The sequence below is a fragment of the Streptacidiphilus sp. MAP12-33 genome (genome assembly GCF_041261265.1).
In the GTDB taxonomy this organism is placed as follows: domain Bacteria; phylum Actinomycetota; class Actinomycetes; order Streptomycetales; family Streptomycetaceae; genus Streptacidiphilus.
Window position 1 is genome coordinate 123,324 of record NZ_JBGCCA010000027.1, and the last position, 12,381, is coordinate 135,704.

General features: G+C 71.8%; 14 protein-coding genes. 10 read left to right on the forward strand and 4 right to left on the reverse strand.

What is annotated here, in order from left to right:
- Positions 1-129: 129 nt before the first annotated feature.
- Positions 130-1,068, reverse strand: coding sequence for a LysR family transcriptional regulator (locus tag ABH931_RS25505; protein ID WP_370117559.1), 939 nt, complete (start codon positions 1,066-1,068; stop codon positions 130-132).
- A gap of 126 nt (positions 1,069-1,194) precedes the next feature.
- Here ABH931_RS25505 and ABH931_RS25510 point away from each other — a divergent pair, with 126 nt between their 5' ends.
- The 4 genes from ABH931_RS25510 (at position 1,195) to ABH931_RS25525 (ending at position 5,425) form a co-directional block, all read left to right on the forward strand.
- A complete protein-coding gene (locus ABH931_RS25510) occupies positions 1,195-2,706 on the forward strand; it encodes an aminotransferase class I/II-fold pyridoxal phosphate-dependent enzyme (RefSeq protein ID WP_370117562.1) in 1,512 nt (503 codons plus the stop codon).
- A gap of 49 nt (positions 2,707-2,755) precedes the next feature.
- The gene (locus tag ABH931_RS25515) at positions 2,756-3,703 is read left to right on the forward strand and encodes an ABC transporter substrate-binding protein (RefSeq protein WP_370117564.1); all 948 of its coding nucleotides are present in this window, start codon (positions 2,756-2,758) and stop codon (positions 3,701-3,703) included.
- Between the two features lie 76 nt (positions 3,704-3,779).
- Entirely contained in the window at positions 3,780-4,661 is an 882-nt protein-coding gene (locus ABH931_RS25520; protein WP_370117567.1) for an amino acid ABC transporter permease, read from the forward strand.
- Positions 4,658-5,425 carry an amino acid ABC transporter ATP-binding protein gene (locus tag ABH931_RS25525; RefSeq protein WP_370117570.1) on the forward strand — a complete coding sequence of 256 codons (768 nt, stop codon included), beginning with the start codon at positions 4,658-4,660 and terminating at the stop codon, positions 5,423-5,425. Before ABH931_RS25520 ends, ABH931_RS25525 begins: the two co-directional genes overlap by 4 nt.
- A 152-nt stretch (positions 5,426-5,577) precedes the next feature.
- Here the strand turns inward: ABH931_RS25525 and ABH931_RS25530 are convergent, their stop codons facing one another.
- The 3 genes from ABH931_RS25530 to ABH931_RS25540 all read right to left on the reverse strand — a co-directional run bounded on the left by ABH931_RS25530 (position 5,578) and on the right by ABH931_RS25540 (position 7,821).
- The gene (locus ABH931_RS25530; RefSeq protein WP_370117572.1) at positions 5,578-6,807 is read right to left on the reverse strand and encodes a sensor histidine kinase; all 1,230 of its coding nucleotides are present in this window, start codon (positions 6,805-6,807) and stop codon (positions 5,578-5,580) included.
- A 28-nt stretch (positions 6,808-6,835) separates the two neighbouring features.
- The gene (locus tag ABH931_RS25535; protein ID WP_370117574.1) at positions 6,836-7,504 is read right to left on the reverse strand and encodes a response regulator; all 669 of its coding nucleotides are present in this window, start codon (positions 7,502-7,504) and stop codon (positions 6,836-6,838) included.
- Between the two features lie 122 nt (positions 7,505-7,626).
- Complete coding sequence (locus ABH931_RS25540) at positions 7,627-7,821, reverse strand: hypothetical protein (RefSeq protein WP_370117577.1); 195 nt, start codon at positions 7,819-7,821, stop codon at positions 7,627-7,629.
- Between the two features lie 57 nt (positions 7,822-7,878).
- Between ABH931_RS25540 and ABH931_RS25545 the strand changes: the two genes are divergently transcribed.
- From ABH931_RS25545 to ABH931_RS25570, 6 genes are all read left to right on the forward strand, one after another.
- Positions 7,879-8,199 (forward strand): lactate utilisation protein LutB domain-containing protein, encoded by a 321-nt coding sequence (locus ABH931_RS25545; protein ID WP_370117580.1) that lies wholly within the window; start codon positions 7,879-7,881, stop codon positions 8,197-8,199.
- Complete coding sequence (locus ABH931_RS25550; RefSeq protein ID WP_370117583.1) at positions 8,196-8,849, forward strand: lactate utilization protein C; 654 nt, start codon at positions 8,196-8,198, stop codon at positions 8,847-8,849. Before ABH931_RS25545 ends, ABH931_RS25550 begins: the two co-directional genes overlap by 4 nt.
- Positions 8,846-9,157 (forward strand): L-rhamnose mutarotase, encoded by a 312-nt coding sequence (locus tag ABH931_RS25555; protein ID WP_370117586.1) that lies wholly within the window; start codon positions 8,846-8,848, stop codon positions 9,155-9,157. The genes ABH931_RS25550 and ABH931_RS25555 overlap by 4 nt, the downstream gene beginning before the upstream one ends.
- Complete coding sequence (locus ABH931_RS25560) at positions 9,154-10,014, forward strand: amidohydrolase (RefSeq protein ID WP_370117589.1); 861 nt, start codon at positions 9,154-9,156, stop codon at positions 10,012-10,014. The genes ABH931_RS25555 and ABH931_RS25560 overlap by 4 nt, the downstream gene beginning before the upstream one ends.
- A 127-nt stretch (positions 10,015-10,141) precedes the next feature.
- Positions 10,142-10,423, forward strand: a complete 282-nt coding sequence (locus ABH931_RS25565; protein WP_370117592.1) for a LysR family transcriptional regulator — start codon at positions 10,142-10,144, stop codon at positions 10,421-10,423.
- 233 nt (positions 10,424-10,656) lie between these two features.
- Positions 10,657-12,252 carry a carbohydrate binding domain-containing protein gene (locus tag ABH931_RS25570; protein WP_370117595.1) on the forward strand — a complete coding sequence of 532 codons (1,596 nt, stop codon included), beginning with the start codon at positions 10,657-10,659 and terminating at the stop codon, positions 12,250-12,252.
- Positions 12,253-12,381: the final 129 nt, after the last annotated feature.

The following is a 12,381-nucleotide window of genomic DNA, read 5'->3' on the forward strand; positions in this document are numbered from 1 at the left end:
CGGGATCGGCCGGGCGTCCACGGCACCTCGGCCGAAAGGACGACCTCGACGACCTGGTCCGTTCGGGGGAGGGCGGGGCGGACAGCCTCGGAGGTGGAAGGCTTGGCCTGACGGCCGTCCGGTGGTGCCTCAGGGCCGTTGGACGGTGGCGCTCCAGCCGGCGGTCAGGTGTGCGGCCTGGTCGCGCAGTGCCTGCAGCAGTTGCCGGGTGGTGGGGTTCGCCGTGCCGCCGAGGACCGCCAGGCCGATCTGCCGGGACAGGACCTGGTCGCGCGGGCCGGCCACGGGACGCACCGCGAGGTCGCTCCGGTGCGGGGTGATGCCCAGCCGGGGCAGCAGCGCGACCCCGACGCCCGCGGCGACGAAACCCTGGAGAACGGCGTAGTCGTCGGTCCGCATGACATGGACGGGTTCGAAGCCCTCCTTGGCGCAGGCCCAGATGAGCACCCGGTCCACCGGATCCCAGTCGGTGGTGCCCATGATCCAGCCGTCGTCGCGTAGGGCGGTGAGCGGGACCTGGTCGCGATGCGCCTGGGGGTGGTCGGCCGGCAGCGCGAGTTCCAGCGGGTCGTCGAGGAGGGGGTGGATCTCGAATGCCTCGTCCAGACTGAGTCGTTCGCCGGGCTGGGAGAAGACCAGCGCGGCGTCCAACCGGTTGGTGCGCAGTTCGTCGAGGAGCTGGGGCAGTTCGCCTTCGGACAGCGAGACGTGGACGCCGAGGCGGTGCAGGTGCTTGACCGCGGGTGGGAGCAGCAGAGCCCCTGCTGTCGGGAACGTGCCGATCCGAAGCGAGGAGACGCTGCGGTCGACGAACGCGCGCAGTTCGTGCTCGGCGACCCGAACGCGTTCCAGTACCGCGTCGGCATGGAGCAGGAGCATCTCCCCGGCCGGAGTGAGGGCGGCGCCGCGTGCACCGCGTCGGACCAGGGGGGTCCGGGCGTGGGCTTCCAGGGCGGCCAGGTGATGGCTGATCGTGGGCTGGCTGAAGCCGAGGGTACGACCCGCGGCGGCCAGTGAGCCCGAGCGGGCGATGGCACGCAGGACCTCGAACTGGCGCAACTCGAACATGGTCCTCCCAGTCCCGTGGGTGGCGGCTGAGGTGGGGTCCTCCATCGCGCAGCTATAGCCAGTGTATGGAGATCGGCAGGGAAGTGCAGTCTTCTGCTGGCGAAAGAAGCATGGAACGCTCCGTTTGTGAGCACGACTAACACCTCCCCAACCCCCCTTTCGCCGTCCACGTCCCAGGCGCGGGCCCCCTACGCCGACGCCGTGCGGGCCTTCGGCGCGCGCGACTGGCAGCGGCTGAACGTGCCCGGGCACGCGGCGGTCCCGGGAGACTTTCCCGACCTGGCCGCGCTGCTCGGTGACGCGTTGCAGCTGGACCTGCCACCCCTCCTCGACGGCGTCGACCTCGGCGACGCCAGCCCGCTCGACGAGGCGCTGCGACTGGCCGCGGACGCGTGGGGAGCCCACCGCACCTGGTTCCTGACCAACGGTGCCTCCCAGGGCAACCGCATCGTGACGCTCGCGCTCGCCTCGCTCGGCACCAAGGTCGCGGTGCAGCGCAGCGTCCATTCCAGCGTCATCGACGGGCTGGTGCTGTCCGGCCTCAGCGCGGTCTTCGTCCAGCCGTCCATCGACACCGAGTTGGGCATCGCGCACGGGGTCACGGCCCGGTCCGTGGCCAGGGCCCTCGACGAACACCCCGACGTCGCGGCCGTCTACGTCGTGACCCCGAGTTACTTCGGGGCGGTCGCCGACGTCCCCGAGATCGCCGCGACCGCGCACGCGCACGGTGTCCCGCTGATCGTCGACGAGGCCTGGGGCGCACACTTCGGCTTCCATCCCGAACTGCCCGGGAACGCGCTGCGGCACGGGGCGGACCTCGTGGTCTCCAGCACCCACAAGCTCGGCGGCAGCCTGACCCAGTCCGCCATGCTCCACCTGGGCTCCGGCCGGTTCGCGGAACAGCTGGAACCGCTGCTGGACCGCGCCTTCCGCCTCACCCAGTCCACCAGCGCGAGCTCGCTCCTGTTGAGCTCTCTGGATCTGGCCCGTCGGGCGCTGGTGAACGGAACACAGGGAATCGAAGCGTCCCTGCGCGCGGCCGATCGCATCCGCGCCGGCGTCCGCGCGGAAGGCCGCTACCGGATCGTCAGCGACGGCTTCCGGCGCTTCGCGGACATCGCCCAGGCCGATCCGCTGCGCGTCGCCGTCGACACGCTCGCAGGCGGGATCTCCGGCCATCAGGCGCGGTGGCACCTCATGCGCGACCACGGGATCCTCGTCGAGGTCGCCACCCAAGGGGCCGTGGTCGCCGTGGTGGGCGCGGGTTCGGTCCCGGACCCCACCCGTTTCCTCGAGGCACTGCACGCCCTGCCCCGCACGGAGACACCCGCCCCGAACGAGGGTGCGCGTCCGTTCCTGCTGCTGCCCGAACCCGGCCCCGTCCGGATGGCGCCTCGCCAGGCCTTTCTCGCGCCCAGCGAAGTGCTGCCCGCGGACGCGGCTGTCGGCCGCGTCTCCGCCGACACCCTCGCGGCCTACCCGCCGGGAATCCCCAACGTGCTTCCCGGCGAGGTGATCACGGCAGACCTCGTCGACTTCTTCCGGCGCACGGTCGCCGTGCCGCACGGGCATGTCCGGGGCGCACTCGACCCGGCCGTGAGCATGCTGCGCATCGTCGCCGAGCCCACCCCTGCCTGATCGCCCCGCATCACCTCCTCTGTCGCCCCCACCCTCTCGGAGAACTCTCATGCAACTCAGACGTCGCCTCCACGCCTCCTCGGTCGCCGTCGCTCTCACCGTGGCCGGGTCGCTGCTGCTGACCGGCTGCGGCAGCTCCAAGATCGACGGAAACACCGGTGCCGCGCCCGACGCCTCGCAGTCGGTGAGCACGGAGGGCTCCGACGCCGCGCTGGTCGCGATGGTCCCGGCCGCGCTGAAGAGCAAGGGCGTCGTCCTGATCGCCACCGACTCGACCTACGCGCCGTCCGAGTTCAAGGACGCGAACGGCGACATCGTCGGCATGGACGTGGACCTGGGCAACGCGATCTTCAAGAAGCTCGGCCTGAAGACGCAGTGGCAGAGCGCGGACTTCAGCAGCATCCTCGTCGGCATCACCGCCAAGAAGTACGACCTGAGCTTCTCCTCCTTCACCGACACCAAGGCCCGCGAGCAGCAGGTCGACCTGGTGCAGTACTTCAACGCCGGTGAGGCGATCGCCACGCTGACGGGCAACCCGGACAAGCTCACGGGTAACGCGGCGGAACTGTGCGGCATCAAGGTCTCCGTCCAGACCGGCACCACCGAGGCCGACGAGATCAAGAACACGATCAACCCGGCCTGCAAGAAGGCGGGCAAGCCGGCCATCCCGAACGACGGCGACCAGTTCAACGCGCAGACCGACGCCACCTCGGCGCTGGTCGCCAAGCGTGACCAGGCGATGATGGCCGACTCCCCGGTGATCGACTACGCGGTCCAGCAGAGCAACGGTCAGCTGACGAAGATCGGCCAGGACTACAACACCGCTCCTTACGGCATCGCGCTCCCCAAGGGCGACGGCCGGCTGGCGCAGGCCGTCCAGGGCGCGCTCAAGGACATCATCAGCGACGGCACCTACGGCGAGATCCTCAAGAAGTGGGGCGTCGACTCCGGTGCGCTCACCGCGGACAAGATCCTGATCAACGCCGCGGCGAACTGAGGCACGAGAGAACCGGAATCACAGCATCATGACGATCCAACAAGTAGCGCCTGATCGCCCTGAGGAGATCCGGGCCGTGCCCGTCCGGCACCCCGGCCGATGGGTTGCCATCGCCGTGATCGCGGTACTCACCGCGATGCTGGTCCACCTGGCGGTCACCAGCAGCGTCCTGCACTGGGACGTGGTCGGCCAGATCTTCACCTACAACACCGTGCTCGCCGGCCTGGGCCGGACCATGGGCCTGACCGTGCTGGCGATGGTCATCGGCATCGTCGGCGGCATCCTGCTCGCCGTCATGCGCCTGTCGAAGAACCCGGTGCTGTCCGGGGCCTCCTGGATCTACATCTGGGTCTTCCGCGGGACCCCGGTCCTGGTCCAGCTGTTCTTCTGGAACTTCCTGGGCGCGCTGATCCCCCAGGTCGGCATCGGCATCCCGTTCGGGCCGACCTTCGCGTCGTGGAACTACAACGACCTGGTCGGCCTGTTCACCGCGGCCGTGCTGGCCCTGGGCCTGAACGAGGCCGCCTACTTCGCCGAGATCGTCCGCGCGGGCATCCTGTCGGTCGACGAGGGCCAGGCCGAGGCCGCGTCCTCCCTCGGGCTGACCCACGCGCAGACCCTGTGGCGCGTCGTGCTGCCGCAGGCCATGCGCGTGATCATCCCGCCGGCCGGGAACGAGACCATCTCGATGCTGAAGACCACCTCGCTGGTCTCCGCCATCGCGCTGGAGGACCTGACCCGGGCCGGGCAGGACATCGCCTCGCGGACCTTCTACGAGATCCCGGCGCTGGTGGGGATCAGCCTCTGGTACCTGCTGCTGACCTCGATCCTGTCCGTCGGCCAGTACTACGTCGAGCGGTACTACGCCCGCGGGGCGAACCGGGTGCTGCCCGAGACGCCCTGGCAGAAGGTCAGGAAGAACCTGTTCAGCCTCGAGCGCGCCGGAGGCACCGCATGACCGTCGAACCCATGGTCCGCGCCGAGCAGGTGCACAAGTCCTACGGCAGCGTCGAGGTGCTCAAGGGCATCGACCTCCAGGTCATGCCCGGGCAGGTGTTCTGCCTGGTCGGACCGTCCGGCTCGGGCAAGTCCACCTTCCTGCGCTGCATCAACCATCTGGAACAGATCAACGCCGGACGGCTCTACGTCGACGGCGAGCTCGTCGGCTACCGCGAGAAGGGCGGCAAGCTCCACGAGCTGCGCGACCGCGAGGTCGCCGAACAGCGCCGGGACATCGGCATGGTGTTCCAGCGGTTCAACCTGTTCCCGCACATGACCGCGCTGGAGAACGTCGTCGAGGCGCCCACGCGTGTCAAGAAGGTGCCCAGGGCGCAGGCCCGCGAGCAGGGCATGGAGCTGCTGACCAAGGTCGGCCTGGCCGACAAGGCCGGCAACTACCCCTCCCAGCTCTCCGGCGGCCAGCAGCAGCGCGTCGCCATCGCCCGCGCGCTGGCGATGGAGCCCAAGCTGATGCTCTTCGACGAGCCCACCTCCGCGCTCGACCCCGAGCTCGTCGGTGACGTCCTCGACGTCATGCGGGGCCTCGCCCAGGACGGCATGACCATGATCGTGGTCACCCACGAGATGGGCTTCGCCCGCGAGGTCGGCGACTCGCTGGTCTTCATGGACGGCGGCGTCGTGGTCGAGTCCGGCCACCCGCGCGAGGTGCTCACCAACCCGCAGCACGAGCGCACCCGGGCCTTCCTGTCCAAGGTGCTCTGAACGGGGCTGCGCGGCGACGCGTCTGCGAGCGGGGTGGGGAGCTCTTCTGGTCCGCACCCCGCTCATCGCGTCGCTGCGGGCCCCTTGGTTCGGCGGCATCTCGTCCGGAAGAACCACCTGTGCTGGTCCTTCCGGTCAGCGCGTGGCACCCGTCATGGCCGGTGTTCGTCAGGCGTCTCCGGGAACTCGGCGAGGACCCGCCAGCCGTCGGCGGTGGGACCCGCCTCGAAGTGACCGCCGAGCGCGCCCGTCCGTTCGGACAGGCCCAGCAGGCCGAACCCCTGCCCGGTGCCGCGCCGCTGGGTGGGCGCCGGTTCGCGCCGGGCCGCGTCGTCGGTGTCGGTGACCTCGACGCGCAGTCCGGTCGCGGTGCGACGCAGGGCGATCTCCACGCGGGTGGCCGCAGGGGCGTGCTTGCGGATGTTGGTGAGCGCCTCGCGCACCACCCGGTGGGCGGAGGCGGTCAGGTTCGGGGCCGGCTGCCGGCGCAGGGACGGGTCGATGTCGAGGTCCACCGGCGGTCCGACCAGGCGGAAGTCCGCGGCGAGCGCCGCGATGTCGTCGAGCCCCGCCGGCGGGGCCGTGGTGCTGTCCTCCTCGCGCAGGACCCGCACCACGCGACGCATCGCGGTGAGCGCCTCGTTGGCGGCCTCCTCGATCCGGGCCATGCGCAGCCGGTTGCCTGGTTCGTCGTCGGGGACCGCTCGGGCGGTCTGCGCCTGGACGAGAATGCCGGTCACGTGGTGGGCGACGAAGTCGTGCAGTTCCCTGGCCAGTTCGAGGCGTTCGGTGCCGCGTGCCCGCTCCACCGCGAGGTCGCGCTGGGCGTCCTGCTGGCGCAGGTAGAGCGCGAGCGCGACGGTCGCCACGGTCACCGCGCCGATGGTGGCGGTGACCGGGCCGGGGTGGGCGTCGCGGGCCGGGGTGGTCACCGCCGCGAGGGCGATCACCGGTCCGAGCCAGAGAGCCTGCCCGGTCGGGGTCCGGCGCAGGACCCCGGAGAGCAGGACCAGCAGGGCGACCGACTCGCCGACGCCCCACAGGTGGATGGACGGGCGCAGTCCGAGCATGACCGCGGTGCAGGCCAGCGAGCCGCATGCGGCGGCCAGCCCGCGGACCGTGAGGGGCGGGCGCCGCAGGGGCATCGCGCAGGCGCTGGCGAACAGGCCCGAGGCAAGGATGGTGAAGTTCGCCGCGCCGAAGCGGGTGGCGAAGTGCAACGTCTCGAAGGTGACGGCGAGCCCCAGCACGACGGCGAGCGCGAAGTGCCCGGCGACGGTGCGGGTGGGCCAGTCGGAGAGCGCCCAGAAGCGGCGTCCGGTCCCAGCGGCTTCCTCCGGAACGGGCGGCGGGTAGGACGGGGTGACCCGGTTCGTCGGCATGGGTGGTGGCCTCGTCTGTCGGGGCGGGTCAGGACCGGCGCATGAGGCCCGACTCCCATGCCCACGCGGCGACCTCCACGCGGTTGCGGGCCCTGAGCTTCTCCTGGATCTTGCTCAGGTGTGTCTTGACCGTCGAGAGGGAGAGGAACAGCCGACTCGCGACCTCCTGGTTGGTCGCGCCCTGGGCGACCTCGCGGGCCACGTCCAGCTCCCGTTCCGTCAGCCGTCGGCCACGTTCGCGCTGCGACGTGGAGGGCTGGTGACCGGACAGCAGCCGCACCGTCAGCGAGGGGGAGATCAGACAGTCGCCCGCCGCCGCCGCTCGCACGGCCTCGACGAGCAGGCCGGGCCCCGCGTCCTTGAGCAGGAAGCCGCAGGCGCCCCGGTGCAGAGCGGTCCAGACGTAGTCGTCCTGGTCGAAGGTGGTGACCACGACGACCCTCGGCACCGCGTTCTCCTCGCCCTCCTCGTCCGGCGTCTCGGCGGCCAGGCGCTCCAGCACCTCCAGCCCGTCCAGGCGCGGCATCCGGATGTCGAGCAGCAGCACGTCCGGGCGCAGGTCGGCCACGGCCTGAAGCGCCTCGACCCCGTCGGCGACGTCCGCGACGACGGTGATCCCCGGCTGGGCGTCGAGGATGGCCCGGAAGCCGCCGCGCACCATCTCCTGGTCGTCGGCGACGACCACGGTGATCGCCATCTGCTCCTCCTGGCTGCGGGCCGGTCCTGCCGTTCATTGTCCGTCCCGCCCCGGCGGGCTGCGGCACCGTGACGCGCGGGTCGTCCGTTCGGCGGAGCTGATCCGGCCGCAAGGCCGGGTGGTCAGCCGCGGTCGGGGCCGTCCTGGGCCTCGCCGTTCCCTGGCTGCCCGGCACGGCCGGGCCGCAGGCTCGCGGCGAGCCACTGCTCCACGGCGGCGACGTGGACGGCGGAGGCGGAGGCGGCGAGCCCGGGGTCGCGGCTTTCGAGCGCGGCGAGGATCGCGTCCTCACCCCGCAGCTCGTCGGTGTCGACCATGCGGAGACCCTCCCCTTCGCCTCGACCTTGTGCGGCGCCTGCTACGACGCCTGCCCTGTGAAGATCAACATCCCGGAGGTGCTCACCCACCTCCGAGCCAAGGTCGTCGAAGGCAAGCGCGCCAAACGCCGCGTCCCGACCGCGGAGGCCCTGGCCATGAAGGCTGCCACCGCCGTCCTGGCCGACCCCGGCCGCCTCGCCGCGGCCCAGCGGGCCGCCGGGCTGGGCGGCCGGGCGGTCGCCCGCAAGGGCGTCATCGGTCCGCTGCCCGGCCCGCTCCACGGCTGGACCGACGCCCGCGACACCCCCGCCCCGCCCACCGAGACCTTCCGCGGCTGGTGGAAGCGGACCAAGGACCAGGGAGGCACCCACCGATGAACGCCCGTGACATCGTGCTGCAACGCATCCGCACCGCGCTGGCCGACGTTCCCGACGCCGAGGTTCCCGAGCCCGCCCCGCCCGCAGACGCGGACCGCGCCTACCGCCGCAGCCACGCCGAGGGGGAGCTCGTCGAACTCTTCGCCGAGCGCGTCGCCGACTACCGCGCCCACGTCGTGCGCGTCACTGCCGCCGACGCAGCCCGGACGGTCGGGGAGCTGCTGGGCGGGCGCGGCGTGACCAGCCTCGTCGTCCCGCCCGGGTTTCCGGAGGCCCTGCTGCCGCAGGAGGGCTCCTGGCGGCGGCTCGGTGACGACGGGCCACTCGCCGTTGCCGAGCTGGAGGCGGCGGACGCGGTGGTGACCACGGCCGCCGTGGGAATCGCGGTCACCGGCACGATCGTCCTGGACGCGGGCCCCGGACAGGGCCGCCGGGTGCTGACCCTGCTGCCCGACTACCACCTGTGCGTCGTGCGGGCCGACCAGATCGTCGGCGACGTCCCCGACGCGATCGCCCTGCTCGACCCGGCCCGGCCGCTGACCTTCGTCTCCGGTCCCTCCGCCACCAGCGACATCGAACTCGACCGCGTGGAGGGCGTGCACGGACCGCGCACCCTCCACGTGCTGATCATCGCCGAGGAGCCCGCATGAGAGTCGCCCTGCACACCCGCGTCCGCGCCGACCGGATCGCCGCGTACGAGCAGGCCCACCGCGAGGTGCCCGAGGAGCTGACCGCGGCCATCCGCGCGGCCGGGGCGACGGAATGGACCATCTGGCGCAGCGGCACCGACCTCTTCCACCTCGTCGAGGTCGACGACTACCCCGCCCTCATCAACGAGTTGGGCAAACTGCCCGTCAACACCGCCTGGCAGGCCCGGATGGGCGAACTGCTGGAGGTCGCCCACGACTACTCCGCCGGCGGCGCGGACGCGCCCCTCCCCGTGGTCTGGCAGCTGTGAGCGCACCGGCGCGCGTCGTCGACGCCCACCACCATGTCTGGGACCTCACCGTCCGCGACCAGGACTGGATCACCGGGCCCGAACTCGCCCCGCTGCGACGGAGCTTCGACCTCGACGTGCTGCGCCCCCAGGCGCGGGCGGCGGGCGTGGACGCGACCGTCCTCGTCCAGACGGTCTGCGTCCCCGAGGAGACCCCCGAGTTCCTCGCCCTCGCCGACACCGACCCGCTGGTCGCGGGCGTCGTCGGCTGGACCGACCTGACCGCGCCGGACGTCGCCGACGCGCTTGCCGCGCTGCGCGAGGGCCCGGGCGGCCGGTACTTGGTCGGTATCCGTCACCAGGTGCAGGGCGAGCCGGACCCCGGTTGGCTGCTACGCGCGGACGTCCGGCGCGGGCTGCTCGCGGTCGCGGCGGCGGGACTGGCCTACGACCTGGTGATCAGGTTCGAGCAGCTGCCCGCCGCGACGGCTGCGGCGGCCTCGCTCCCGTCCGTCACCTTCGTGCTGGACCATCTCGGCAAACCGCCGATCGCGACGGGGGACCCGGCCCCCTGGACCGACCACCTGCGCGCCTTCGCAGCCCTGCCGAACACCGTCGCCAAGCTCTCGGGCCTGCCCACCGAGGCGGACTGGCACACCTGGACCGCCGCCGAGCTACGCCCCTGGACGGACACCGCACTGGACGCGTTCGGGCCGCAGCGGCTCCTCTTCGGCTCCGACTGGCCCGTGTGCACCCTCGCCGCCGACTACGCCCGCGTCGTGAGCACGACCAGGGAGCTGACGCAGACGCTCTCGCCCGCTGAATCGGCAGCGGTGTTCGGCGGCAACGCCGAACGCGTCTACCGGCTCGGCGGCTGAGTGGCGGGGAGAAGTGGCCGATCGGCCGAGGGAGACCGTCCGATCGGCCGACCCGTCGGCCCGGGCGGCCGCCCTAGGCTCGACGATGTACGGGTCGATGGCGGCGACGAGAGGACCGGAGGTGGCCATGCTCGCCCTGCATCATCTGCGCATCCTCCAGGCCGTGGCCATCGAGGGCTCGCTGTCGGGTGCGGCGCGGCGACTGCACTACAGCCAGCCCACCATCACCTACCACCTGGCGGGCATGGAGCGGTACTTCCAGACCCGACTGGTCGACCGGGGCTCGCGCGGAGCCGCGCTCACCGAGGCCGGCGTGGCGCTGCTGCCGCACGCCGAAGCCGTGCTCGACAGGTTGACCAGGGCGGAGCGGGACGTCGCGGCGGTGGTGTCCGGTCGGCGGGAGCCATAGAAGAGATTTTGTAGCACCCTTTGACCCTGGCCCCGGGCGCCGGTCGGTCGGCTGCTGGCCGGTCGGCCCGTCCACGCACGTGGGAGCGGGTGGCGGGCGAGCATCCACCGGGGCACCTGACGCTGATATGGGATCAGCTGTGAGCCGAGTGTGCAGATGAGGGGCTTGACACGCGGCACTGGTCCAGACCAAGTTATGCGCACCCCCCACGCCTCGCTCGCCCAGGAGTGTGCATGTCCGCACGCGTCATCCCCACCGGCACCACCCCCTCATCCGCCCCGGCATCCGGCCGACGCACCACCGCGCTCGCCTCGGCCGCGACCCTCCTCGCGGCCGGAGCCCTGTCGCTCGTCGCCACCACAGGCGGCGCCTCGGCAGCCACCACCAATCTGCTGACCAACCCCGGCTTCGAGGCCGGAAACCTGAGCGGCTGGACCTGCGGCGGTCTCGACAGCGTCGCGACGTCCCCCGTGCACAGCGGCGGCTACGCCCTCCAGGCGGCGGCCTCCTCCGCCGACGACGCCCAGTGTTCGCAGACCGTGGCGGTCCAGCCCAACACCAGCTACAGCCTGACCGGCTGGGTCGAGGGCGCCTACGCCTACCTCGGAGTCACCGGCTCGGGGACCACGGACACCAGCACCTGGACGGCGTCCGCCCCCTCCTGGACCCAGCTGAGCGACACCTTCACCACCGGGGCCTCGACCACCGCGGTCCAGATCTACGTGCACGGCTGGTACGGCGAGGGCACCGTCCACGCGGACGACCTCGCGCTGACCGCGGCCGGCGGCTCCACCGGCAGCGCCTCACCCTCACCCTCACCCTCACCCTCGGCCTCGGCCTCCGCGTCGGCGTCCGCCTCGGCCTCGGCCTCGGCCTCCGCGTCGGCCAGTGCCTCTCCGACCGCAACCGGTACGGGAGCCCCCTCCGGGAGCTTCGGCGGCTTCGCGCCGTACACCGACCTGTCGGCATGGCCGACCTTCGACCTGGCCTCCGGAGCGACCACGGAGGGCACCAAGTACTTCAACCTCGCCTTCGTCACCGACGGCGGCTCCTGCACCCCGATGTGGGGCGGCAACACCGCGATCACCGACTCGGCGACCGCCGCGAACATCGCCGGCCTGCGCGCGGCCGGCGGCGACGTCCGTGTCTCGTTCGGCGGTCAGAGCGGCACCGAGCTGGCTCTCGACTGCGCCAGCGCCGGTGCGCTGGCCGCGGCCTACCAGCAGGTGGTCAACCAGTACTCGCTCAAGTACGTCGACTTCGACGTCGAGGGTCCGGCCATCACCGACACGGCCTCCATCGACCGACGCAACCAGGCCATCGCCATCCTGGAGCAGAACAACCCCGGCCTGAAGGTCTCCTACACCCTCCCCGTCCTGCCGACCGGCCTCACCACCGACGGCGTCAACGTCCTGACAAGCGCCAAGAACAACGGCGCGAGCATCAGCGCGGTCAACATCATGGCGATGGACTACGGCTCCGGTTTCTCCAGCGACATGGGCCAGAACGCCGTCGACGCCGCCACCGCCACGCAGGCGCAGGTCAAGTCCGTGTGGACCACGCTGACGGACGCCCAGGCCTGGTCCGAGATCGCCGTCACCCCGATGATCGGCCTCAACGACGACACGAGCGAGACCTTCACCGTCGCCAACGCCACCACCCTGGCGAACTTCGCCAAGAGCAAGCACCTGGCCTGGCTCTCCTTCTGGTCCGCCGGCCGGGACAAGCAGTGCTCCGCCGGCGCGGTGACCTACACGGACCCCGGCTGCTCCTCGATCCTCCAGGGCAATGGCGCCTTCGGGCAGGCCATGTCTGCTTACACCGGCTGACGTCCGACTCGTCGGATGCATCGCAGTCGGGGCGGGGCCCCGGGGCGGGCGGGCCCCCCGCGGGGGGTGGGGGGGGGGGTTGGAGGGCATGAGCGAAAGTGCGCCCGGGAAGGCCACGACCCCAGCACA